Here is a 24,658-nt window from a genome sequence, read left to right as displayed (position 1 = left end):
TGCTTTTCAAAATATCGCTTTGCCAAAGTAAAGAAAAAAGGGAAGGCTTTCCTATATTTGTTCCGATAAGGTTTTCCGCATGAAAAATTTTTTGGAGTTCTTGAAAAGTAAAACGTTCCTCATCCAGTTGGGACTGGCCACGGTGGCCACGGTGGTGATTGTTATTGCCACCTTGCAATGGTTGAAAGGCACGACCAACCATGGTGAGTTTGTGGAAGTTCCGGATTTTTCAAAAATGTCGGTCCCGGATATGCGGAAAGCGGTTGAGGAAGCCGGCTTGCGCTATCAGGTGCTCGACTCGTCCGAATACAACCCCGATTATCCAAGATTTTCCATTTTGGACCAGAACCCTCCAGCGGGCAATAAGGTAAAATCCAACAGGAAGATTTATTTTACCGTGAACCCTTCTGGCTACAAAAAAGTGAGCGTTCCCGATATCATCCAAGTCACCCAACGCAACGCAACGGCTATGCTCAGGGCCGTGGGATTGGACGTGGAACGGGTGACCTACATAGACCAACTGGGCAAGGACATGGTCTATAATATGAAGTTCAAAGGGAAATACGTAAAGCCAGGCGACAAGCTGCCCAAGACCTCCAAGATCGAGCTGATCTGCGGGAACGGGACCATACCCGAAAGCGCACGCGTACAGGCAGATTCCCAATAGCCATGGATTTCGAGGACAACCAAGAACTCTCCCAGGACGAACTCTTTGAGCATTATAGGTTCGTGGCCTCCAAAGGGCAGGAACCGCTACGCGTGGACAAATTCTTGATGAACTTTATCGAGTATGCCACCCGAAACAAGATACAACAGGCGGCCAAGCAAGGACATATCTGGGTCAATGGCACTACAGTAAAACAGAACTACAAGGTAAAGGCCGGGGATGAGGTCAAGGTCATGTTCGAGCATCCTCCCTATGAATTTCTGCTGACCCCAGAGAACATTCCATTGGATATTGTCTATGAGGACGATTCCCTTCTGGTGGTGAACAAGCCAGCGGGAATGGTGGTCCATCCGGGCCATGGGAATTACTCTGGGACCCTCATCAATGCATTGGTGTATCATTTTGAAAACTTGCCCAACAACAGCTCGGAAAGACCGGGATTGGTGCACCGAATCGATAAGGACACCTCAGGATTGTTGGTCATCGCCAAGACCGAAGGGGCCATGACCCATTTGGCCCAACAATTTTTTGACAAGAGCAGTGAACGGGAATACGTGGCACTGGTCTGGGGCAATGTGGAAGAAGATGAAGGCACCGTTGAGGGGCACATTGGGCGAAATCCGAAGAACCGTTTGCAGATGATGGTCTATCCCAATGGCGAAGATGGCAAGGAAGCCGTGACCCATTACAAGGTGTTGGAGCGGTTTGGTTATGTTACCCTGATCTCGTGCCGACTGGAAACGGGCAGGACCCACCAGATTCGGGTACACATGAAATATATTGGGCATACGCTTTTCAATGATGAACGCTATGGTGGCGAAAAAATATTGAAGGGGACCACTTTCACCAAGTACAAACAGTTTGTGGAAAACGCCTTCAAGGTATTGCCCAGACAGGCATTGCACGCCAAGACCTTGGGCTTTGAACATCCCGTGACAGGAGAGTTCATGCGGTTCAATTCCGAGTTGCCGGAAGATATGGTGAACTGTATCGAAAAATGGCGCGGATATGCCAAGCACCACGAATCATAGTTTCTTTCAATCTTTAGATTGAAAACACCTTTTGCGTATCTTTCCATGAAACCAAATCCTTCGTTATTTTTACCAAATATTGAGGTAAATGGAATGAGCCATGACCATTCTTGGTGCCATCAAGATGGTTCAGGCAAGTTTTAAAACAATAAAATTAGAACACATGAAAATTGTTGTATCCCCGGCCAAGTCGCTCGATTTTGAAACGGCATTGCCCACATCGAAATATAGCCAGCCACAGTTTTTGGAAGAAGCCCAAAAGTTGAACGGGGTCCTGAAAAAGAAAAAGCCAAAGGCGCTCTCCAAGTTGATGTCCATTTCGGACAATCTGGCCCAACTGAACTGGGAGCGTAACCAAGAGTTCGAGCCCCCTTTTACCCCGGAAAATGCCAGACCGGCCGTGTATGCCTTCAATGGCGATGTGTACCAAGGCCTTGATGCCTACACCATCCCGGAGAAAAAATTGGATCAACTACAGGACACGCTCCGGATCTTGTCCGGTCTCTATGGTATTTTAAAGCCTTTGGACCTGATGCAGCCCTATCGGTTGGAAATGGGGACCCAATTGAAAGTGGGACGCAAAAAAAACCTGCACGAGTTTTGGAAAAAGCAGCTCACCGACCACCTGAACGCCGAGTTGGAAGATGGTGAACTGTTCATCAACCTGGCCAGCAACGAATATTTTGGGGCAGTCGATGAGAAAAAACTGAAGGTGCCCGTGATCACACCCATTTTTAAGGATTGGAAGGACGACAAGCTAAAGGTCATCAGTTTCTTCGCCAAGAAAGCCAGAGGGTCCATGGTGCGCTATATCTTGGACACCGATGCCAAGACCTTGGAGGACATCAAAGGTTTTGATCGTGATGGCTATACGTTCAGCCAGGAGCATACCCAAAAACCCAACGAGCCGGTTTTTGTGCGGTAAATTTTTGCGAAAAACGGCCAGATTCCCTATGTTTTGGAAAAAAGGGGCGTGCTGTTACGTTTATGGGACACATGCCCTAAATTGTGATACATTCAAATTTGCCCCAAAGGTTGCGCCATAATCACGATCTTTGGGGACATCGTTCAACATACAAACACTAACACCGAAAAATCCATGCAGCAGTCCAGACGGTTAGAAGAGTTCAAAAAGTCGGTCACCAACAAGTTCAATATATACAATAGCCTTTTCTTGAGCTTGCCGTATAAGAATATTGAAAATGTGGGGATCCTCATTCCCGTTTTGCTCGATCAGTGCGAAAGGGGACTAAGGGAAGGCAAGGACCCCAAAGAGATTTTGGAGGTTTTTTTCACCAACTTCGCCAACATCAAGGACGAAAGGGAACGTCTGGATTTCATGTTCCGCATCATACAGTATGTGGAGCGCCAAGTGGTACTTTACGACAGTGTGGAGGATTCTGCCTTTCCCCAACTCCAAAAATACAGTAACTCGCTCACCATCAAGGATTATTTTGAATTGGTGAACCGCACCAAGAATTGGGATAAGGTTTCCAAAAAACTGTCCACCTTCAGTGCGCGGATCGTTTTGACGGCGCACCCAACACAATTTTATACCCCCGCTGTTCTGGACATCATCGCCGAGTTGCGTTCGCTCATAGACGAGGACAGGATCTATGACATTGATGTGACCCTTCAGCAGTTGGGACTCACCTCATTGATCAATGCCAAAAAGCCGACCCCTTTGGACGAAGCCAAGAACATCATCTATATCCTCCGAAACACCTACTACAATGCCGTTGGGGAGTTGTACCAATATGTGAAGAGCAACATCAAGGATGAGGATTTTGAGAATTACAATATCATCAAACTGGGTTTTTGGCCCGGTGGTGACCGTGATGGAAATCCTTTTGTGACGGCGGACATTACCCGCAAAGTGGCCGATGAACTGAGGCTCACTTTAATGAAATGTTATTACAATGAGTTGAAGGAACTTCGAAAAAAACTCACCTTCAAGGGAATGCAGGACGACCTTACCGAGCTGAGCGACAAACTCTACAAGGCAATGTTCGACCCGACGGTTCCTATCACCTACGCGGAGATCATTGGGCATCTGGAGGTCATCAGGGAGAAATTAATCGCAGATTACCACGGTCTGTACTTGGACCTTTTGGATAGTTTCACTGACAAGGTGCACATCTTCAAGACCCATTTTGCCACTTTGGATATCCGTCAGGACCATAGCAAACACAAATTGGTGGTGGAAACGGTATTGAAGAAGGAAGGTGCCATCAAGGAGAACTTGGAAGAACTCAAGGAAAAGGATTTGGTAAAATGGTTGCTCCAAAAGAACCTGAAGTTGGATGCTGCGGATTTTGATGACGAAATCGTGAAGGATACCATTGCCAATATCCAACAGCTACGGGAAATACAGAAAACGAACGGGGAAGATGGATGCAATCGGTACATCATCAGTAACTCCGAGGATATTTTTGCGGTATTGTTCGTTTTTGGACTGTTCAGATGGTGTGGTTGGGACGAGAAGGACATTACCTTCGATATTGTTCCCCTTTTTGAGACCATGAAAGGGATGGAAGTGTCCGAAGAAGTCATGCAGACCCTTTTTGACATTCCACAGTATCGAAAGCATCTGGAGAAACGAAACGAAATGCACACCATCATGCTCGGATTTTCCGATGGTACCAAGGATGGGGGCTATTTGAAGGCCAACTGGTCCATATTGAAGACCAAGGAAACACTGAGCAAGGTCTGCAAGAAGAACGGGATCAAGGCTATTTTCTTTGACGGAAGGGGAGGACCACCGGCAAGGGGAGGGGGCAAGACCCACAGGTTCTATGCCGCCCAGACCAAGGATGTGGCCAATCATGAGATCCAATTGACCATACAAGGGCAGACCATAACCAGTACCTATGGTACCAAGGAACAGTTCAAGCACAACTCCGAACAGTTGCTCACCGCTGGGCTCAGCAACAATATCTTTGGGAAGGAGCTTGTCATAACCGCTGCGCAGCGAAAATTGATCGAGGAACTTTCGGATCTGAGCTTTGATAAATACGATGCCCTGAAGCAGCATGAAAAGTTCATTCCGTACTTGGAGCACCGCAGTACCTTGAAATATTACACCAAAGCGAACATTGGCAGTAGGCCGGGCAAGAGGGGCAACAAGGCAAAGCTGACCCTGTCGGACCTTAGGGCCATCTCCTTTGTGGGATCCTGGAGCCAGTTGAAACAGAATGTGCCCGGATATTTTGGTCTAGGGACGGCCATTCAGCAACTCAAGGACGAAGGAAGGCTCAATGAGGTCAAGAAGCTATACAAGGAAGTTCCCTTTTTCAGGGCACTGATGCACAACAGTATGATGTCCTTGGCCAAGACCAACTTCAACCTCACCAGTTACATGAAGGACGATCCTGAATTTGGGGAGTTTTGGCACATTCTCCATCAAGAGTTCCAACTTTCTAAGAAAATGCTCCTCCAGATTTCAGGACTCAAGATCTTGATGGAAGACGAGGAGGTATCCCGGGAATCCGTAAAGATCAGGGAAAAAATAGTGTTGCCGCTGTTGGTGATCCAGCAGAACGCCCTATACCACATCACCCAGGATTCGGAATTCAAGGAACTGTACGAAAAGATAGTGACGCGTTCTCTGTACGGGAACATCAACGCTAGTAGGAATTCGGCGTAGGACAAAAAAGGCTGGTGGATAAACCATTCAAACATACACACCCCTACGAACCTTTTTTATTCCCTGAGGCCACCAAATTGATTGTGGGAACCTTGCCACCACCCCGTTTCACTACGGGTGATCTCATGAAGGAAGATGTCGATTTTTGCTATGGGAGTTGCAATGGCATGCTCTGGCCCATTCTGGATCGCATCTTTGATCTGGGATTGAAGTACGAGACCACATTTGAGGCCATATCACAGCGGGAAACATTCCTCCGGAAGCACAAGATCGGGGTTTGTGATATTGTTGCCAGTGCCGAACGTACCAAAATCGATGCCTCCGATCTGGGGATGCAAAATGTGGAGCTTCGGGATTTGGTCGGGTATCTGAAAAATTATGGGAACATCCATACAGTTCTCTTTATGGGGGGCAACAGCAAGAACGGCCCGGAATATTTCTTTCGGAAACTGTTGAAGGAACATAACCTGAAATTGGATGTGGTGAATGATGAAGTACCACGGATCCATCAATTCGAGTTACCTGTCACTTCGAGCGGAGTCGAGAAGCATCGAACCATCAAAACCATATCCCTGACCGCCCCTTCGGGTGCTGCCAACCGCGCTGTGGGGAGTTTACAGGCCTACAAAGATCTCAAGGCTATAAATCCGGAATTCAATACGTTGGATTTCAGGGTGATGCAGTACAGTGCTTTTTTTGAAAGTGACCAGTAAACTGGAATTTTTGGAACTTTTACGATTCGGTTAAGACAATTTTAAGTCTCTTTCTGCGTATATACTGAAATCACAAAACCTAAAATTCGAGAAAATGAAAGCAATCCATAAAATTATTGGAGTTCTTTTCGCAGTAGCACTTATGGCTTCATGTTCGGCGAACTATCATGCCAACAAAAATGGTGTTCCCCCAGGACAGGCGAAAAAAATCACTGGTGCAAAGAGTGCAAGGGCATATGCCCCTGGCCAGCAAAATAAAAATTAGTTCTTTTACAAGTTCCCATAAAAAGGCCCCTATTTATAGGGGCCTTTTTATCTTTTCAAGTATCTGATGTCAGCTTTTTGGAGTGGATAGAATACCATAGAACATCTTGATGCCATAGGCCAACTGGCCAATCTTTACATTTTCGTTCGGACTGTGTTGGTTGTTGTCGGGGTTGACCATCGGGACGATAAAGGCCGGAATCTTCAGTTCATTGATGAACGGGGCAATGGGCACCGTTCCTCCCATGGTGCGTATCTGTACCACATTGGAACCAAAGGTGTTTTTCAAGGTCTCAACCAAGAATTGGCCATAAGGGTTGTCCAGTTCCGTGCGGAACGCATCGGTGACGCTCCCTTCTTTGGCGGTGACTATTTTGTCAAACTGCATGCGTTCTTCTTTGGAGGGTTCGTGGTCCAATACTTTGAAACCTTGTTGGGCAATATGGTCCTTCACCAATTTTTTCAAGCGGTTTCCATCGCTTTCCACTACCAGACGAAGGTCCAGTTCGGCCGTGGCGCTCTCGGGAACAATGGTCCTGGCCTTTTCCCCAATCCATCCTGAGCCAAGCCCACGGATGTTCAAGGAGGGATATTGCAAAGCTTCTTGGTAAAAACCGCCCACTTTTTCCGCTGACTGGAATTGCAACTTTTCGGCAATCTCTTCATCGCTGTCCGGAACACTTTTCAATATTTCCTTGGTGGAATCGTCAAGGGTAATGCCATCATAATAACCAGGAATGGTCACTTTGCCATCGGTATCCTTCATGCTGGCCAGCAATTGGGCCAATTGGAAGCCGGGATTAGGGGCATAGTTTCCATAATGCCCACTGTGCTGTGGTTTGATGGGGCCATAAGTGGTCAGGGAAAGCGTGGTGATGCCCCTACAACCATAAACGATGGTCGGTGCGCCAGTGGCATGCACGGGGCCGTCCACGATCATCAGAAAATCGGCTTCCAACAGTTCACGGTACTGTTTCACGGCCTTGGGCAAAGGTTTGCTGCTCTTTTCCTCTTCGCTATCCAAAATCACCTTTACATTGAACGGGATTTCTTTTCCATCTTTCTTTAACAGGTCGAAGGTGTTCAACAAGGTCACGATGGGAGATTTGTCATCCGAAGTGGAGCGGCCGAACAAACGCCAATCGTAATTGATATCGTCCCCCAGTTCATCAAAGGAAACAGTTTTGAAACCATCCCCTTCGGGCATTTTCAGCACCATTTTGTAGGGGTCCGGCTGGTCCCATTTGCTAGGATCCACCGATTGCCCATCCAAGTGCATATAGATCAAGACCGTGGGTTTTTCGTTGTCCACCGGGGTGGCCGCAAAGAACAGGGGCAGGTTTTCCGTCTCCAAAACGGCCGTATTGAAATTGCGTTCACCGAACTTGCGTTTCAGCCACATGATATTTCTATCGATATCGTCCGGCTTTAGGGCGTCATTCGGGATGGCGATGAATTCTTGGAGCTCTTGTATGGTGTTGGCCACTTGGGATTTTATGGCCACATCGTCTTGGGCAAAAAGGGAAAACGTCAGGAACAGGGAAACTGCGGAAATTGTTTTTTTCATGAAATCGATCAGGGTTGATTTTCAGACCTGAAATTTAACGAATTTGACCCACAAAAGCATCGATTCCATCCACCCCATATTGTGTTAAATGTTTGATGAAGGCCGAACCGATGATGGCTCCCTTGGCTTTTGACGTTGTTTGTTGAAAAGTCTGTGCATTGCTGATCCCAAACCCGACAATCTGTGGATTTTTCAGGTTCATTGCTGCAATACGTTCAAAATAAGCAGATTGCTCCTTTCCAAAACCCTCCTTGGCCCCTGTGGTACTGGCAGAACTCACCATATAAATAAAGCCTTCGGAAGCATCATCAATGGCCTTGATGCGGGCATCACTGGTCTGGGGAGTGATCAAAAACACATTGATCAAGCCGTGTTTTTTGAAGATGGTTTCATATTCCTCCTGATACACATCAAGGGGTAGATCCGGAAGAATGAGCCCATCAATGCCAATGTCCTCACATTTTTGGCAAAACGCTTCCACGCCATATTGCAAAACAGGATTGAAATAGCCCATCAAGATCAAGGGAATGGAAACCGTTTTACGGATATCTTTCAATTGCTCAAACAGCAGGGTGGTGGTCATCCCATTTTTAAGGGCGGCCGTGGAGCTTTCCTGGATGGTAGGTCCATCAGCCAAGGGATCACTGAACGGCAATCCGATCTCGATGAGGTCCACCCCACTTTTTTCCAAATCTTGGATGATTTTTACCGTGTCGTTCAATGAAGGGTAACCGGCTGTAAAATATATGGAGAGGATTTTTTTGTCCTCCTGAAGTTTTTGTTTGATTCTGTTCATCATGATATGTTGTGTCTAATCCCCCTTTGAAGGGGGTACGGGGGATGTGAAAACACCCCTGAAGTCCCCTCAAGGGGACAGTTATAAATTAAAATAATCAATATAATTCTGAAGATCCTTGTCCCCTCGACCAGAAAGGTTCACTACCACCACGTCATCTTCTTTAAACTTCCGGCCCTTAAAAATGGCCAAAGCATGGGAGGATTCGATGGCAGGAATGATGCCTTCCAATTTGCAAAGGTCCAATCCGGCTTTCATGGCCTCATCATCGGTGATGGAAATGAATTCGCCCCGACCCGAAGTGTACAAATGCGCATGTAAGGGTCCCACACCAGGGTAATCCAACCCAGCGGAAATGGAGTAGGGTTCCGTAATCTGTCCGTCGGGGGTCTGCATCAACAAGGTTTTGCTTCCATGAATGATCCCTACCTTGCCCAAAGCGGAAGTTGCGGCACTTTCCCCGGAATGGATACCTTTTCCTGCTGCTTCCACAGCAATAATCCCCACTTCGGGAGTGTTCAGAAAATGATGGAAAGCCCCAGCAGCGTTACTGCCGCCACCTACGCAGGCTACGACAAAATCTGGATTTTCGCGACCTTCTTTTTCCAATAACTGGGATTTTACTTCTTCTGAAATGACCGATTGAAATCGGGCCACCATATCAGGGTAGGGGTGTGGACCAACTACCGAACCGATAATGTAATGCGTGTCCACAGGGTTGTTGATCCAATCACGGATGGCCTCGTTAGTGGCATCCTTAAGGGTTTTACTGCCCGAAGTGGCGGGTCGAACCTCTGCACCCAACATTTTCATACGGGCCACATTGGGCGCTTGGCGGGCAATGTCGATTTCGCCCATATACACCACGCACTCAATTCCCATCAGGGCACAAACGGTGGCCGTGGCCACACCATGCTGACCGGCACCGGTCTCTGCAATGATGCGGTGTTTACCCAATCGTTTGGCCATCAAAATCTGACCAATCGTATTGTTGACCTTGTGCGCCCCGGTGTGGCAAAGATCTTCACGTTTGAGGTAAATTTTGGTGTTGTACTTTTTGGATAGGCGTTCGGCAAAATACAAAGGTGTGGGTCGGCCCACATAATCTTTCAGCAATTGATGGAATTCTTCCTGAAAGGAAGGTTCCGCCATGATCTGGAGGTAATTCTGCCGAAGCTCCTCACAATTGGGATACAGCATTTCGGGGATGAAAGCCCCTCCAAATTCCCCGTAATAGCCTCGTTCATCAGCGTGATAACTCATCATCAGTTGTCAGTTTTAAGTTGTAAATCGTCAGTGAGTTCATTGATAAATGTTTTCAATGACGTTATATTTTTTAGCCCCGGTTCAATCTCGAATTTGCTGTTCACATCTAGAGCGAAGCAATATCGTGAAGCCGGACTGTTCATAAATTCCTTTAGTTTCTCCACGGAATCCAATCCAATTCCCCCGCTTAAAAAAAAGGGTTTGGTGGATGGATAGTGTTCCAAAACGGACCAATCGAAAGTGTACCCATTACCTCCGGGCAATTTTCCTTTGGTGTCAAACAGGAAATAATCACAAACATTTTCAAAATCCTTCAAGACCGAAAAATCAAAATCATCTTTGATGAAAAACACTTTGATGATTTCCAAAGTTGTCAGGTCGAGCGTCCCGAAAGCTTTCGTGAAGACCTCATCACGCGGAACAACTTTCTTTTTTCTCGACTGCGCTCGAAATGACAGAAAGTTGTCCTTTAATGTTTTGCAGAATTCAGGACTTTCCTTGCCGTGAAGTTGCACGGCATCCAATCCGTATTGGTTCACTTTTTCCAACACTTCATCCAAAGGAGCATCCACAAATACGCCCACTTTTTTGATGGATTTTGGCAATTGAGGCATTGCTCCCTCAAAATAGCGTGAAGAAGGTTCCCAAAAGATAAAGCCCAAATAATCGGGTTGCAGTTGGGCAACCTCGACAGGGTTATGGTGCATGCCGCAAACTTTTAGTTTCATAGCTTCTATTTTGTCAGGTCGAGTGTTTTGAAACTTGTTTCAAAATGTATCGAGACCGATTGCTTCTCGATACAATTTACCTTCGGTAGACCACTCGAAATGACCCTATTTATTCAGTTCATCAATAAATGTTTTTGCACTGGCACCAGGATCATCCGTCTTCATGAAATTCTCCCCGATCAAAAATCCTTGGTACCCAAATTCCTTCAACTCCTGAATGGCCCCAATGGTACTGATGCCACTTTCGGACACTTTTACAAAATCATCAGGAATCTGTTCCGAAAGAGATTTACTGGTATCCAAACTCACCTCGAAGGTTTTCAAATTTCTGTTGTTCACCCCCAACATATCCAGACTGGGCATGATGGATTTCTGGAGTTCCTCTTCGTTGTGGACTTCCAACAACACATCCAAGCCCAAGCTTTTGGCCAATTCGGAAAGCGTCTTGATTTCCTCGCGGGACAAAATGGCGGCAATCAACAAAATCACATCGGCCCCATAGGCTTTGGCCTCCACAATCTGGTATTCATCTATGATGAATTCTTTTCGCAATAGCGGGATGTTCACGGCCGCCCGCGCCAGAACCAAATCGTCCAACGAGCCACCGAAATATTTTCCGTCCGTCAAAACGGACATACCACAAACGCCAGCATCTGCATAGCCCTTGGCCACATCCTGCACGTTCAAGTTTTGGTTGATGACCGATTTGGACGGAGATCGTCTCTTGTGTTCGGCAATGATGCCCGTATTGCTTTTTCGCAAAAGTGCCGCCAAGGAAGCCGAAGTATGTTCCATCATCACCGAAGCTTCCAGTTGGGAAATGGTGATCAAGGATTTTTTCAAATCGACCTCTTTGCGTTTATCGGCTACTATTTTGTCTAGTATGTTCATTTTTTAATCATTGTCCGAAGCCGGAAGTCCGAAGTCGGAAGTTCATTGTTGTCATTGGATGTTTTTTCGAAAGGCGACCATCATATTCATTAGATTGAATGCTTCTTCATATAGGGTATCAAAGCTTTCGGTTGGGATATATTTTCTTCTTTTGGCTTTATGTAAACAGGTGACAACTTCGGCCAAGGACCGAATGGCGTAACCAATGAATTTTTTAAATTCGGGATTGGTCTGTCCTGTTGAACCCTCGGAAATATTTAATGCAATGGAGTCAACTGCTCTTCTTAGTTGAGAACTGAGATTATATATTTCCTCTTTTGGAAAAAGTTGTGTTATTTCATTGATGACTTCGCCATAATCCATGGCTTTTTGCCAAACAATGATTTTTTCGAACTTAAATTTTGATTCTATCATAGACAGTTGAATGATATTCATTTTTGTTAATCAACCCCTGATTCGAGTTCAAACTCCCGACTCCCGACTTCCGACTTCTGACTCCCGACCTATTGGGACAAAGATTGTAACTTCTTCAACGCCTCCAATCCTTTTCCACTCAAAAGGGATTCCTTGGCCTTTTCAAAACCTTCTTTTGGGGTGATGCCCTTCACAGTGGCAATGGCAATGCCTGCATTGGCACAGACGACATTGTTTTGGGCCTCGGTACCTTTTCCATGCAATACATCCAAGAATATTTGGGCCGACTCCGAAATGTCCTCACCACCTGTTATTTCAGCCTGTGAAATCTTGGAAACGCCAAAATCAGCTGGGGTCAACATGGCCTCGGAGTTGTTAGAAATGGTCTTGGTGTCGCCCGTCAACGAGATTTCATCATAACCGTCCAAGGCGTGCAAAACCGTGAATTTTTTGTCAGTATTTTGATATAGGTAGCCATACATTCGGGCCAATTCCAAATTGAACACGCCCACCATCTGATTTTTGGGAAAAGCAGGATTTACCATCGGCCCCAACATATTGAAAAAGGTCTTTACAGCCAGTTCCCTTCGGATGGGCCCCACATTCTTCATGGCAGGGTGGAAGAGGGGGGCGTGCAACACACAAATACCTGCTTCGTCGATTGACTTTTTCAGAAAATCAGCATCATTACTGAATTTGATGCCCAAAAATTCCATCACATTGCTGCTACCACATTTGGAGGAAACCCCATAGTTGCCGTGTTTGGTCACGGGAATTCCTGCCCCGGCCGTTACAAATGATGCCAAAGTGGAAATGTTGAAGGTGTCCTTACCATCTCCTCCGGTGCCACATAGGTCAATGGGATTGTAATCGGATAGGTCCACCGCCAAGCAAAGGTCCAAAAGGGCATCACGAAAACCTTCGAGTTCTTCAATGGTGACACTCCGCATCATGTACACGGTAAGGAATGCGGCTATTTGCGAGGGGTTGTAATCGCCTTTTGCAATGTTCACCAATACCTGTTTGGCCTCTTCCTTGGGCAGTATTTCGTGATTGATCAGTTTGTTTAATGTCTCTTTCATTTCTGTGTTTTGTCTTTTCACATGGATGCTGAGCGGAGTCGAAGCATGATGTGGAATCATTTTATTCAAATTGTATGTTTGGATTCCTGCTTTCCCATCGACTACGCTCAGGGTACCGCAGGAATTACATATTGCTAGCTATCCAGCCAATTTTTAAGCATTTGTTTTCCCTCAGGTGTCAAGACAGATTCCGGGTGGAATTGTACTGCAGTGACATCATATTCTTTATGACGAAGCGACATGATCTGTCCGTTTTCATCCACTGAGGTAATTTCCAATACTTCGGGCACATTAGTATCCACCACCCAAGAGTGATATCTTCCCACCTGAAGATTTTTGGGCAATCCCTTGAAAATGGGGTCGTCCTTGGTCACGGTGATGGTAGTGGCCACTCCATGGTACACCTTGTCGAGGTTTATCAAAGTTCCGCCAAAAACTTCGCCAATGGCCTGAAGTCCCAGGCAGACGCCAAAAATGCGTTTGGTGGGAGCATATTTTTTGATGATGTCCTTCAACAGTCCGGCTTCATCGGGAATGCCCGGCCCAGGGGACAAAACAATATATTCAAACGGCTCCACTTCGTCCAAAGTGAGCTGGTCGTTCCGTTTTACAGTGACCTCACAATCCAAATCTTCCAGATAGTGCACCAAATTATAGGTGAAGCTATCGTAATTGTCTATCATTAAAATCTTTCTTCCCATGGTCAGATCGTTTCGGCAATTTCAAGGGCCTTGTTCAAAGCGCCCAGTTTGTTATAGGTTTCCTGTAGTTCGTCCTCGGCCTTGGATGCGGCCACCAATCCGGCCCCTGCCTGATAGTGCAGTTCGTGGTTTTTGCTCAAAAAGGTCCGGATCATGATGGCGTGGTTAAAGTTGCCCTCAAAATCCATGAACCCGATGGCACCACCATAATAGGATCGGCTGGTTTTTTCATATTTTTCTATGAGTTGCATGGCCATATGTTTGGGTGCACCGCTCAAGGTTCCGGCAGGGAAGGTGTCAGCCACCACTTTCATGGTACTGATGTCCTTCTTTTTTTGCCCGGTCACTTTGGACACCAAATGGATCACATGCGAGAAGTATTGCACTTCTCGGTAGGTTTCCACGTTCACGGTGTTGCCATTTCGGCTGAGGTCGTTTCGGGCCAGATCTACCAACATCACGTGTTCGCTGTTTTCCTTATCGTCCTGGGCCAGTTTTTTGGCAAGTTCGGCATCCTTTTCATCATTCCCGGTACGTTTGTAGGTGCCGGCAATCGGATGGATCTCCGCTTTGCCTTCCTTTACGACCAATTGCGCCTCGGGCGAGCTTCCAAAAATCTTGAAGTTACCGTAATCAAAATAGAACAGGTAAGGGGAGGGGTTGATGGAACGTAGCGCACGGTACACATTGAATTCATCCCCTTTGAACTTTTGGGTGAACCTTCGGGAAAGCACCAATTGGAACACATCGCCACGCTGACAGTGCTTTTTGGCGAGTTCCACATGCTCCATATACTCTTCGTCCTTCAAATTGGATTTGGGTTCCCCTTCCTTATTGAAATTATAGGAAGAAAAAGTGCGGACATTGAAAAGTTGTTCTATCTCGTCCACATTGCTCTCCGAACCGTAGCAGTGTGCGAACAGATAGGCCTCGTTCTTGAAATGGTTGATGGCAATGATGTTCTGGTACACCGCATAATAGATGTCGGGGATGTTGACGGAATCCTCTTTTTTTGAAATCTCCACATCCTCAAAATATCGGACCGCATCGTAGGCCATATAACCAAACAGGCCATTGTAGATAAACTTAAAGCCGTTTTGACTTACCGAAAATCGCTTGGCGAAGTTGTGGATGACCTCGGTCACATCGGTATTGGAATCAATGGCTGTTTCTTCTTTTTTGCCATCAGGGAATTGTTGCGTGATGGTCTCTTGCTCCACTTTGATGTAGGCAATGGGATTGCAGCAGATGTATGAGAAGCTGTTGTCGTTGGCATGGTAGTCGCTACTTTCCAGCAAAATGCTGTTCGGGAACTTGTCCCTGATCTTGAGATAGACACTCACCGGGGTAATGGTATCGGCCAAGATTTTTTTGTAATGTGTTTCTAAATTGTATTTCATAGGGTCCAAAAAAAGAAAAAGGCCTGTCGTGATGACAAGCCTCTTGTATGGTTATAATGGGGACTTAGCTCACGACGTTTTCCGTAAGTTCATCCACCACCAGTTATTTGCTATGTTGTTTTTCATTGCCTCAAATATAGGAATGAATTTTTAACGGGCAAACATTGTTTTGTGTAAAATCAAAATCCCGCCCAAGAATTTCCTGGACGGGATTTTCACACACTAAACCGGAGCTGATTACATCTGTAGATCAACTACCAAATCAAATTCGTCATAGATCAGTTTGTCCTTTGCGGTACCAATGATCCCAGAACCGTACTTCACATTGTAGTTGGTTCGGTCCACTTTCAAAGAAGCAGTGGCTTTGTCCCCATACACGGAAACATCAAAGGTCACGGGTTTGGTAATGCCTTTGATGGTAAGGTCACCAGTGACCGCATACGAGTTTTTACCGTTTGACTTCACTTTGGTGAACACCAATTTTGCAGTTGGGTGGGCTTCAATTCCGAAGAAATCATCAGAGCCCAAGTGACCGTCCAATTTGTTTTTGTAGTCACCTTCCAAGTCGGTAGTGTTGATGCTGGTCATGTCCACTACAAATTCACCACCTACCAATTTTTCGCCGTCAAACTGCAAAGCTCCTGATTGGAGGGAAATGGTGCCTGTGTGCGACCCACCTACTTTGTAGCCCTTCCAGGTTACGGTGCTTTCGGAAGTCTTCACTTCTTTGGTTTCTTTTTCGATTGGATTTGCAACTGCAGATGCTCCAAAAATGGTGATCAAGGTCAAACTTAAGATTGTCTTTTTCATGATTGTTTTAAAATTTCTGTTTTTAATAGTTATGGATTTATATAAGGGTAAATAATTCTTCTTTCGATTTTCTCACTTTGGGGAGATGTTGGGTGGCATCTTTCTCGGAGCGGTACCCAATGGCCAGTACCACCGCGGCATTAAGGTTCTTCTCTTCCAGCCCCAAGATCTCATTGTACTTTTCGGGCTCAAATCCTTCCATGGGGCAGGTGTCTATTTTCAGTTCGGCAGCGGCCTGCATCAGGTTGCCAAAGGCAATGTACGCTTGCTTGGCGGTCCAAGTGTCCTTGGCATCAAGGGGAAGCGAAACCAATTTTGACTTCATGAAATCCGAGTATCCCTTAAGGTTTTCGGCAGGGATGTTTCTGGTGGAGCTGGTGTTTTCAATGAAATCATCCACCAGTTCCTCTCCAAAATCTTTGGCATTGGCAAAGACGATGATGTGGGATGCATCTGTGATCTGCGACTGCCCCCATGAGGCAGGCCTCAATTTTTCTTTGGTCTCTTGGTCCGAAATCACAAAAATGTGATAAGGTTGCAATCCGTAGGAAGAAGCACTCAAACGGGTCGCTTCCAAAAGGGTTTCCAAATCTTGGTCCGACACTTTTTTGGTGGCGTCGAATTTTTTGGTGGCATAACGCCAGGTTCTATGTTCTAATACGCTGTTCATTATATTTAAAATTTATCCAATAGGTGATTTAATTGTTCCAATTCCTCTTTGCTGAAATTTTTCACAAGATCGTTCTCCGCTTCAGCAACGGCTTTGTCCATTTTTGAAAGAGACTCCAGACCCGATGCGGTGATCACGATCTCTACCTTTCGCCTGTTCGATGGGCAAACCGATCGGTCCACAAAACCTTTAGCCAAAAGTTTGTCCACCAAGCGGGTCGTGTTGCTCATTTTGGCCACCATCCGCTCGTTCAGAGTGGAAAGATTGGCGGGTTTGCCCTGTTGGCCCCTCAAGATCCGAAGCACATTGAACTGCTGCATGGAAATCTCAAAAGGTTTCAACGCATTGGCAAAGGCTTCGTTGTTCTTGTTTTGGACCAAAGCCATGTGGATGATGGTCCTGGTTTCCAAGGGCAACTTTTGGTTTGTCTTTATGATTTCCTCCACATTCATGTACAAACAATATTTGTATATACAAATATATGTCGATCTTTTGGTTTGTACCTTACTTTTAACAGATAAATTTTTGTTAAAAGGAATTGAAGGGATGGCCCATTGGTTAATTTTATAGTTGTAAATGACAGTAAATGAATAGGTTATTGGTTTTATTTTTGATGGTGACCCTGATGGTGGGATGTGGGGATGGTAAAAAGCCAAAAGATGTGGCTGACAACCAAGAAGTTGCCGTGGAATCCCAAAATGAAGAAAAGGTCGCCTTTGCCGTCTATGATTTTGAAGGGCTGGAGCCGTTGCTCCATAAAGAAGATGATCAGACCTACATCATCAATTTTTGGGCCACTTGGTGCAAACCTTGCTTGGAGGAACTTCCCCATTTTGAGCGCATCAGGGAGGAGCAAAAGGAAAATAAAGTCAAAGTGATACTCGTAAGCCTTGATATGCCGCATATGTGGAAATCGCGATTGGAGCCTTATGTAAAAAATAAAAGGATACGATCGGAAGTGGTGATCTTGGACGACCCCAAACAAAATGAGTGGATTCCCAAAGTGGACAAAGAGTGGGGCGGTGGCATTCCCGCTACCTTAATATATAATAAGGAGAAACGACAATTTTTTGAAAAGGGCTTTACGTATGAGGAGCTCAACGAAGCATTGAACAAATTCACCAAATAAAGACGACTATGAAAACAAAACGGATATTCGGATTTTTCGCATTGCTGCTCATTTTTGGAGCATCGTTTGCCATGGGAATAAGTGCTGCCAAAGACCACATTGTGGACGATGGTTATGGAATAGGCGATATTGCCGCGGATTTTACACTGAAAAATGTGGATGGCAAGATGGTATCTTTGTCCGACTATGCCAATGCCAAGGGCTTTTTGGTCATTTTTACCTGTAATACCTGCCCGTATGCGAAGGCCTATGAAGATCGTATCATCGCATTGGACAAGAAATACAAGTCACAAGGTGTGCCTGTGATTGCCATCAACCCCAATACGAAATCAGGGGATGGTTTTGCCGAAATGCAGGAAAGGGCCAGGGAAAAAGGATTTGCCTACCCCTATCTTCACGATGAGGGACAAAAAGTATATCCACAATACGGGGCCACCAAAACCCCTCATGTATTCTTGTTGGAAAAGACACAGAAAGGAAATGTGGTGCGCTACATCGGTGCCATCGATGACAATTACCAAGATGCATCGCAGGTGGATGAAAAGTTTGTGGAAAACGCGGTGGATGCGATGTTGGCCGGAAAAGAAATAGATCCCAGCTCCACAAAAGCCATCGGATGGGGTATCAAGTAAAGGGACGGTTCAAAATAAAACACCTGAAAATCCGGAGTAACGCTTCGGATTTTTATTTTTGCAAGAGATAAAAACAGCATACTATGTCAGATCTATCACAAGAGGAATGGGCGGAGCAGCTCGAAAATGATGATAACGCCTTCATATTGGATGTGCGTACCCCCGAGGAAGTGGAAGAAGGGTATATCCCCGGAGCCACCAACATCGATATCTATTTGGGGCAGAAGTTTCTGGATGAACTGGAAAAACTGGACAAGTCCAAAAACTATTATGTGTATTGTAGATCGGGCAACCGAAGTGGGCAGGCCTGTGCCATCATGAACAGTATAGGAATAGAAAATGCATACAACCTGGAAGGCGGCTTTATGAACTGGGAAGGCGAAGTGGCAGAGTAGACCTCCATTCATCCCAAATCGATGCGAGAAGACCTACTACATTTTATTTGGAGGCACAACAAGCTTCCAAAGAATGGGCTATGCGCTGGGAACAACGGGAATGTGGCCATCAAGGCCGCAGGAACCCAAAATCCCTATGCAGGTCCCGACTTTTTCAATGCCCAAGTGGAGATCAATGGCCAGCTTTGGGCAGGCAATGTGGAAATGCACATCAAATCATCCGATTGGTATGCACACCACCATGAAACAGATGAAAATTATGACAGCGTCATCCTCCATGTGGTTTGGGAAGATGACGTTGCCGTTTTTAGGAAGGACGGTTCCCAGATTCCCGCCTTGGAGCTGGGCCGATATGTGCCGGAGCAACTTCTGGTGGCTTACAGGGAGCTTATGGAAAACTCCAAGCCCGGCTTCATCAATTGTGAAAAGGATTTTGGGACCATCGATCCTTTTTTGGTCGAAAGTTGGTTGCACCGATTGTACATCGAACGGTTGGAACACAAATCCGAACTTATACTCGACCTGTTGAAAAAGTCGAACAACGATTGGGAAGCGGTCCTCTTTATGATGTTGGCCAAGAATTTTGGATCCAAGGTGAACGGTCCCTTCTTTTTGGAACGGGCACAACAATTGGATTTTTCCATTGTCAGAAAGACCGGCAACGAACCTTTTCAAATGGAAAGCTTGCTGTTCGGACATTTTGGGCTTCTGGATGAGAAGGATTGTACGGATGCATATTACCTACAGCTCCAAAAGGAGTACAATTACCTCTCCAGAAAATACGATTTGCCCATTCGAACAGGGAAACCTGAATTTTTTGGTCTCCGGCCGCCCAATTTTCCCACCCTTCGGGTTTCGCAATTGGCCCACCTGTACCATGGTAGGCAGGGCCTATTCTCAGAACTGATGACCAGCCTTTCCTTGAAGGATGTCCATCGCATTTTTGATGTGGGGGCCAGCCCGTATTGGCATGACCATTTTACCTTTGGGAAGACATCCCGGAAAAGTGCAAAGAAACTTTCGAAAAAATTCATCGACCTTTTGGTCATCAATACCCTTGTGCCGCTCAAGTTCTGCTATGGCAAGCAATTGGGGAAAGATTGGAACGAAGAACTGCTCATCTTGGTGGCAGAAGTGGAAAAAGAAAGCAACTCCATCATTGGAAATTTTGAAAGACTGGGGGCAAAGGCCAAGAATGCTTTGGAAACCCAGGCCCAATTGGAACTGTACACAAATTATTGCGCCAAGAATAAATGTCTGCAGTGCAGTTTGGGCACCCAATTATTGAACAGAAATACCTAATTTTGAGCATGTCTTTGTTCTATAACACCCTCTATTATTTCCAGAAACGGGGCTTCGAGGTCTGTAGGCGCATAGCCGAGCGATTGGGCATCCGTGCCAGGGTGGTGCGTACCAGTTTCATCTATCTGACCTTTGTGACCTTGGGCTTTGGTTTTGCACTCTATCTTTTCATCGCCTTTTGGCTCCGCATCAAGGATTTGGTCTATACAAAAAGAACTTCTGTTTTTGATCTCTAACCATTTTGAGAACCATCGTATTACCTATTCTAACCAAGATTCCGGCATCATTTGTGCTTACAAGGGCAAGGAAATAATATCTGGTTTTTGATGTTAATACAAAATTTTCCAGATAGCATAGTTAAAAAAACATAAAATTTGATAGCGTTAAATTTTTTTTGGATATTGCTGCCTTTACCATACCAAAAACTAACTAATACCAACATATGAAGTATTTTCTTACTCTAATGTCTTTTTTCGCCCTGTCCATGGGCTTTTCACAGGAGTTGACCGTTGAGGGCAAGACCTACAATGTCTCCAAAAACATCAATGATGGGGCCATAGAACTTGAAGTGAGCGGAGGGGTTGAGCCTTATACCTATAAATGGAGCAACCAAAGTACACCGCTGACCTCGAAAAGGGCTCAAGGCCTTGTGGAAGGGATACCATATAGTGTTGTGGTGACCGACGCGGCCGGAAATTCCGTGACAAAGGAATTTGAGATCAAGTCAGAGTCGATCACCGAAATTTTTAATGGAACCATGACCCCGGCAGTAAGCGCTTTGGGGTCTGTTCTTTTTTGGGACCCTTTTGCGGCCATCGGAATCTATGATCCTGTGGCCTATGCAGATGTCAAGTTGATCGGGGTGCCCGATTGGAGCAACGAGACCCAGGACAAGTTTGTGATGAAGGAATGGCTCAAGGCCGATGGACAAAATGTTACCGTTGGGGATGACATTGCCATCATCACCAGTAACAAGAACGGGGACATCACCATCAAGGCCACCGCCAAGGGAAAACTCCATCACAAAGTGAAGGAAGGAAAGGTGATATACAATTCCGAGAACCAGGAACATGTCATCGAGCAAGGGGCGCATTATTTTGCGGAAGTGGAGTATGAGCAGCCTATTGCCATGATCCATCCCAATGGAGATCCCATTATAAAAGGTATCCCGTTTATCGTGATATGGTTGGTACTTGGAGCGTTGTTCTTCACCATCCGTATGGGTTTTATCAACATTCGTGGGTTTAGGCACTCCATTGATTTGGCCAAAGGAAAATATGATGACCCGGATGCACCTGGGCAAGTGACCCACTTCCAAGCTTTGGCCACTGCCGTTTCCGGTACCGTGGGCCTTGGAAACATCGCAGGAGTTGCCGTGGCAGTATCCCTAGGAGGTGCAGGGGCCACTTTCTGGATGATCGTTTGTGGATTGTTGGGTATGTCCTCCAAGTTTGTGGAGTGTACCCTCGGGGTCAAATACCGTGACATATTGCCTGATGGCCGTGTGTTCGGTGGCCCGATGAATTATTTGCGCTACGGTCTTGAAAAAAGAAACATGAAAGGCTTTGGAAAGGTGTTGGCAGGTGTTTTTGCCGTGCTGGCCATCGGTGCCTCTTTTGGAGGAGGGAACATGTTCCAGGCCAACCAATCCTTTGAGCAATTGGCAGGGCAGTTCCCCGTTTTGGCGGGCAACGGATTCTGGTTTGGTGTCATTACCGCAATTTTGGTCGGAGTGGTCATCATCGGTGGGATCAGTAGCATTGCCAAGGTAACGGGCAAGATAGTGCCCATCATGGCATCGATATACATTGTGGCGGCCCTTGCCGTCATCATCATGAACATACAGAATATTGGTCCGGCATTTTCCGCCATAGTTGATGGAGCGTTCAGTCCTTCGGCGTTGAAAGGTGGAATTCTGGGCGTATTGGTCATCGGTTTCCAAAGAGCAGCCTTTTCCAATGAGGCAGGGGTCGGTTCCGCAGCCATTGCCCACAGTACGGCCAAAACGAACAATCCGCCATCCGAAGGTTTTGTGGCCTTGTTGGAGCCTTTCATAGACACGGTGGTCGTGTGTACACTGACTGCATTGGTATTGATCTTTACCGGAATGCACGAAGTGGAAGGCATGGCAGGGGCCCAGTTGACATCTGACGCCTTCGGAAGCCAGATTTCTTGGTTCCCTTACATATTGGCCTTGGCAGTGTTTCTTTTTGCCTTCTCCACCATGATTTCATGGTCCTACTATGGAATGAGGGCTTGGACGTATCTGTTCGGCAAGAGCAAACGTTCCGAAATGATCTATAAAATGTTGTTCTTGGTGTTTGTGGTCGTGGGAGCTTCCGTAAGTTTGGGGGCCGTATTGGATTTTTCCGATATGATGATCTTGGCCATGTCCTTCCCGAACATCATAGGATTGTATATCATGTCCGGTGAGGTAAGAAAAGATCTGGACAGCTATGTACAAAAATTGAAATCCAACCAGCTTTTCAAAAAATTGAAGAGCTAAGCATTGGCTTGAAATAATCATGAGACTATCCCACTTTAAGTTCAACAAACAGGAACGGAGTGGGATTTTCTTTTTATTGCTTCTTGTGGCACTGCTACAGGGAGTTTATTTTTTTGTTAAGTCAAAACCTTTTGGTGGTAGCCCAAAATTTAACGAGGATGTCTTGGCCTTGGCCCAATTGGACAGTTTGAGAAATGTTGTTCTAAGCGATTCTTTGAGACTGCTTCCTTTCAACCCCAACTATATTAGTGATTACAAGGGATATGTTCTTGGGTTGTCCACGGACGAACTGGACCGATTGTTTGCTTTCCGGAAGCAGGGAAAATATGTGAATTCCGCAGCGGATTTTCAAGAAGTGACCCAAATATCCGATTCTCTTCTGGAAACCATCTCCCCCTATTTCAAATTCCCCGAATGGCGACAAAGGGAAACTGTAAAACCTCCCCAGATGGAGAAGGTAGTTGCGCCAAAGGACCTGAACCTTGCCACCAAGGAAGAATTGATGCAGGTGAACGGCATCGGGGAAAAGCTATCGGACAGGATCATCAATTTTAGGGAGAGGCTCGGCGGATTTTTGGTGAACGAGCAGTTGTATGATGTGTACGGGTTAGAGCCGGAAGTCGTAAAAAGGGCATTGGCCAGCTTTCAGGTGTTGGACCCGCCAACTGTGACCAAGGTCAACATCAACACGGCTTCGGCGGAGGAACTTTCAGCTTTGCTGTACATCAATCGTGACCTGGCAAGGGAAATTGTATCATATAGGGAAGGCAATGGAGCCTTTTCAACTTTGGACGAATTAAGAAACGTTAAGACGTTTCCAAAGGAAAGGATTGATAGAATTAAGCTATATTTGACCCTATAAAAAAATTGCACGAATGGTTACGGAAACTATATCCATGATGAACTTTGATTATTCAGAGACCCAAAAAATGGTAGCTGAATCTGCACGGGATTTTGCCCAGCAATACATTCTTCCCCATGTGATGGAATGGGACGAGGCACAGACCTTTCCCGTGGAAGTCTTCAAAAAGGCCGGGGAGTTTGGCTTTATGGGAATTTTGGTGCCAGAGGAACTGGGAGGTTCCGGATTGGGCTATCATGAATATATTGCCATTTTGGAGGAAATTTCCAAGGTGGACCCCTCCATTGGACTTTCCGTGGCGGCACACAATTCGCTCTGCACCAACCATATCCTGTCTTTTGGCAACGAGGAGCAAAAACACCGTTGGATACCAAAATTGGCCAGTGCCGAATGGATTGGTGCCTGGGGGCTTACCGAACACAATACAGGGTCGGATGCAGGTGGAATGAACACAACGGCCGTGAAGGACGGAGACCATTGGGTGCTGAACGGAGCCAAGAACTTTATTACCCACGGTAAGAGCGGAGATATCGCCGTAGTGATCGCCAGAACAGGGGAGAAGGGGGACAGTCACGGGATGACGGCCTTTGTGATAGAAAAAGGCACTCCTGGTTTTACGAGTGGTAAAAAAGAAGACAAACTGGGCATGAGGGCCAGTGAAACGGCGGAACTTATCTTTTCCGATTGTAGGGTTCCCGATGCCAACCGTTTGGGCGAAGTGGGCGATGGCTTTGTACAGTCCATGAAAGTGTTGGACGGTGGCCGCATTTCCATAGGAGCTTTGTCGTTGGGCATTGCCAAAGGGGCCTACGAGGCCGCTTTGAAATATTCCAAGGAACGGGTACAGTTCGGAAAACCGATATGTGAGTTCCAGGGCATTTCCTTCAAGTTGGCGGATATGGCCACGGAAATAGAGGCTTCGGAACTGCTCTTGCACAAAGCGGCTTTCCTCAAGAACGAGGGCAGGCCCATGACCAAATGGAGTGCCATGTCCAAGATGTATGCTTCGGAAGTCTGTGTGAAAGCGGCCAATGAGGCTGTCCAGATCCATGGCGGGTATGGCTACACGAAAGACTTTCCGGTGGAAAAGTTTTACCGAGATGCAAAGCTGTGCACCATAGGTGAGGGAACCACCGAAATCCAAAAACTGGTGATCTCAAGAAATATTCTCAAGTAATTTGCACGG

26 protein-coding genes are annotated in these 24,658 nt (G+C 46.2%); 14 read left to right on the top strand and 12 right to left on the bottom strand.

Features of this window, described 5'->3' with window-relative positions; all coding sequences use genetic code 11:
- The first annotated feature begins 79 nt into the window (after window positions 1-79).
- The 6 genes from SD450_RS08805 to SD450_RS08780 all read left to right on the top strand — a co-directional run bounded on the left by SD450_RS08805 (window position 80) and on the right by SD450_RS08780 (window position 6,322).
- Window positions 80-667, top strand: a complete 588-nt coding sequence (locus tag SD450_RS08805) for a PASTA domain-containing protein (protein WP_318344200.1) — start codon at window positions 80-82, stop codon at window positions 665-667.
- 2 nt (window positions 668-669) lie between these two features.
- A complete protein-coding gene (locus tag SD450_RS08800; protein ID WP_318344199.1) occupies window positions 670-1,698 on the top strand; it encodes an RluA family pseudouridine synthase in 1,029 nt (342 codons plus the stop codon).
- 163 nt (window positions 1,699-1,861) lie between these two features.
- The gene (gene yaaA / locus SD450_RS08795; protein ID WP_318344198.1) at window positions 1,862-2,623 is read left to right on the top strand and encodes a peroxide stress protein YaaA; all 762 of its coding nucleotides are present in this window, start codon (window positions 1,862-1,864) and stop codon (window positions 2,621-2,623) included.
- 174 nt (window positions 2,624-2,797) lie between these two features.
- The gene (locus SD450_RS08790) at window positions 2,798-5,344 is read left to right on the top strand and encodes a phosphoenolpyruvate carboxylase (protein WP_318344197.1); all 2,547 of its coding nucleotides are present in this window, start codon (window positions 2,798-2,800) and stop codon (window positions 5,342-5,344) included.
- An 11-nt stretch (window positions 5,345-5,355) separates the two neighbouring features.
- Complete coding sequence (locus tag SD450_RS08785) at window positions 5,356-6,057, top strand: uracil-DNA glycosylase family protein (RefSeq protein WP_318344316.1); 702 nt, start codon at window positions 5,356-5,358, stop codon at window positions 6,055-6,057.
- Window positions 6,058-6,151: 94 nt separating this feature from the next.
- On the top strand, window positions 6,152-6,322 hold the full coding sequence (locus SD450_RS08780; protein WP_318344196.1) for a hypothetical protein: 171 nt from the start codon (window positions 6,152-6,154) through the stop codon (window positions 6,320-6,322).
- A 69-nt stretch (window positions 6,323-6,391) separates the two neighbouring features.
- Here the strand turns inward: SD450_RS08780 and SD450_RS08775 are convergent, their stop codons facing one another.
- From SD450_RS08775 to SD450_RS08720, 12 genes are all read right to left on the bottom strand, one after another.
- A complete protein-coding gene (locus SD450_RS08775; RefSeq protein ID WP_318344195.1) occupies window positions 6,392-7,888 on the bottom strand; it encodes a M20/M25/M40 family metallo-hydrolase in 1,497 nt (498 codons plus the stop codon).
- A gap of 34 nt (window positions 7,889-7,922) precedes the next feature.
- Window positions 7,923-8,684 carry a tryptophan synthase subunit alpha gene (gene trpA, locus SD450_RS08770; protein ID WP_318344194.1) on the bottom strand — a complete coding sequence of 254 codons (762 nt, stop codon included), beginning with the start codon at window positions 8,682-8,684 and terminating at the stop codon, window positions 7,923-7,925.
- Window positions 8,685-8,765: 81 nt separating this feature from the next.
- On the bottom strand, window positions 8,766-9,947 hold the full coding sequence (trpB, locus tag SD450_RS08765; protein WP_318344315.1) for a tryptophan synthase subunit beta: 1,182 nt from the start codon (window positions 9,945-9,947) through the stop codon (window positions 8,766-8,768).
- A 2-nt stretch (window positions 9,948-9,949) separates the two neighbouring features.
- Window positions 9,950-10,678 (bottom strand): phosphoribosylanthranilate isomerase, encoded by a 729-nt coding sequence (locus SD450_RS08760; RefSeq protein ID WP_318344193.1) that lies wholly within the window; start codon window positions 10,676-10,678, stop codon window positions 9,950-9,952.
- A gap of 105 nt (window positions 10,679-10,783) precedes the next feature.
- Window positions 10,784-11,569 carry an indole-3-glycerol phosphate synthase TrpC gene (trpC, locus tag SD450_RS08755; RefSeq protein ID WP_318344192.1) on the bottom strand — a complete coding sequence of 262 codons (786 nt, stop codon included), beginning with the start codon at window positions 11,567-11,569 and terminating at the stop codon, window positions 10,784-10,786.
- Window positions 11,570-11,620: 51 nt separating this feature from the next.
- A complete protein-coding gene (locus SD450_RS08750) occupies window positions 11,621-11,983 on the bottom strand; it encodes a four helix bundle protein (protein WP_318344191.1) in 363 nt (120 codons plus the stop codon).
- Between the two features lie 89 nt (window positions 11,984-12,072).
- Window positions 12,073-13,065, bottom strand: coding sequence for an anthranilate phosphoribosyltransferase (gene trpD / locus SD450_RS08745; RefSeq protein ID WP_318344190.1), 993 nt, complete (start codon window positions 13,063-13,065; stop codon window positions 12,073-12,075).
- A gap of 134 nt (window positions 13,066-13,199) precedes the next feature.
- On the bottom strand, window positions 13,200-13,766 hold the full coding sequence (locus SD450_RS08740) for an anthranilate synthase component II (protein WP_318344189.1): 567 nt from the start codon (window positions 13,764-13,766) through the stop codon (window positions 13,200-13,202).
- 2 nt (window positions 13,767-13,768) lie between these two features.
- Window positions 13,769-15,166 (bottom strand): anthranilate synthase component I family protein, encoded by a 1,398-nt coding sequence (locus tag SD450_RS08735; RefSeq protein ID WP_318344188.1) that lies wholly within the window; start codon window positions 15,164-15,166, stop codon window positions 13,769-13,771.
- A gap of 237 nt (window positions 15,167-15,403) precedes the next feature.
- A complete protein-coding gene (locus SD450_RS08730) occupies window positions 15,404-15,976 on the bottom strand; it encodes a YceI family protein (RefSeq protein ID WP_318344187.1) in 573 nt (190 codons plus the stop codon).
- A gap of 37 nt (window positions 15,977-16,013) precedes the next feature.
- Window positions 16,014-16,646, bottom strand: a complete 633-nt coding sequence (locus SD450_RS08725) for an NAD(P)H-dependent oxidoreductase (RefSeq protein ID WP_318344186.1) — start codon at window positions 16,644-16,646, stop codon at window positions 16,014-16,016.
- A gap of 5 nt (window positions 16,647-16,651) precedes the next feature.
- A complete protein-coding gene (locus SD450_RS08720) occupies window positions 16,652-17,098 on the bottom strand; it encodes a MarR family winged helix-turn-helix transcriptional regulator (RefSeq protein ID WP_318344185.1) in 447 nt (148 codons plus the stop codon).
- Window positions 17,099-17,232: 134 nt separating this feature from the next.
- On the opposite strand from SD450_RS08720, the gene SD450_RS08715 reads away from it, so the two are divergent.
- From SD450_RS08715 to SD450_RS08680, 8 genes are all read left to right on the top strand, one after another.
- Window positions 17,233-17,775 carry a TlpA disulfide reductase family protein gene (locus SD450_RS08715; RefSeq protein ID WP_318344184.1) on the top strand — a complete coding sequence of 181 codons (543 nt, stop codon included), beginning with the start codon at window positions 17,233-17,235 and terminating at the stop codon, window positions 17,773-17,775.
- An 8-nt stretch (window positions 17,776-17,783) separates the two neighbouring features.
- A complete protein-coding gene (locus SD450_RS08710) occupies window positions 17,784-18,407 on the top strand; it encodes a thioredoxin family protein (RefSeq protein ID WP_318344183.1) in 624 nt (207 codons plus the stop codon).
- An 83-nt stretch (window positions 18,408-18,490) separates the two neighbouring features.
- Window positions 18,491-18,802 (top strand): rhodanese-like domain-containing protein, encoded by a 312-nt coding sequence (locus SD450_RS08705; protein ID WP_318344182.1) that lies wholly within the window; start codon window positions 18,491-18,493, stop codon window positions 18,800-18,802.
- A gap of 21 nt (window positions 18,803-18,823) precedes the next feature.
- On the top strand, window positions 18,824-20,104 hold the full coding sequence (locus SD450_RS08700; RefSeq protein WP_318344181.1) for a DUF2851 family protein: 1,281 nt from the start codon (window positions 18,824-18,826) through the stop codon (window positions 20,102-20,104).
- 8 nt (window positions 20,105-20,112) lie between these two features.
- Window positions 20,113-20,340: a PspC domain-containing protein gene (locus SD450_RS08695; RefSeq protein ID WP_108424160.1), complete on the top strand. Its 228-nt coding sequence runs from the start codon at window positions 20,113-20,115 to the stop codon at window positions 20,338-20,340.
- Between the two features lie 206 nt (window positions 20,341-20,546).
- A complete protein-coding gene (locus tag SD450_RS08690; RefSeq protein WP_318344180.1) occupies window positions 20,547-22,610 on the top strand; it encodes an amino acid carrier protein in 2,064 nt (687 codons plus the stop codon).
- 19 nt (window positions 22,611-22,629) lie between these two features.
- Entirely contained in the window at window positions 22,630-23,472 is an 843-nt protein-coding gene (locus SD450_RS08685) for a ComEA family DNA-binding protein (RefSeq protein ID WP_318344179.1), read from the top strand.
- 37 nt (window positions 23,473-23,509) lie between these two features.
- On the top strand, window positions 23,510-24,649 hold the full coding sequence (locus SD450_RS08680; RefSeq protein ID WP_318344314.1) for an acyl-CoA dehydrogenase family protein: 1,140 nt from the start codon (window positions 23,510-23,512) through the stop codon (window positions 24,647-24,649).
- Window positions 24,650-24,658 lie beyond the last annotated feature (9 nt).

This window comes from Flagellimonas baculiformis, from assembly GCF_033441575.1.
GTDB lineage: Bacteria > Bacteroidota > Bacteroidia > Flavobacteriales > Flavobacteriaceae > Flagellimonas > Flagellimonas baculiformis.
This window is presented reverse-complemented; position numbering and strand designations above follow the sequence as displayed.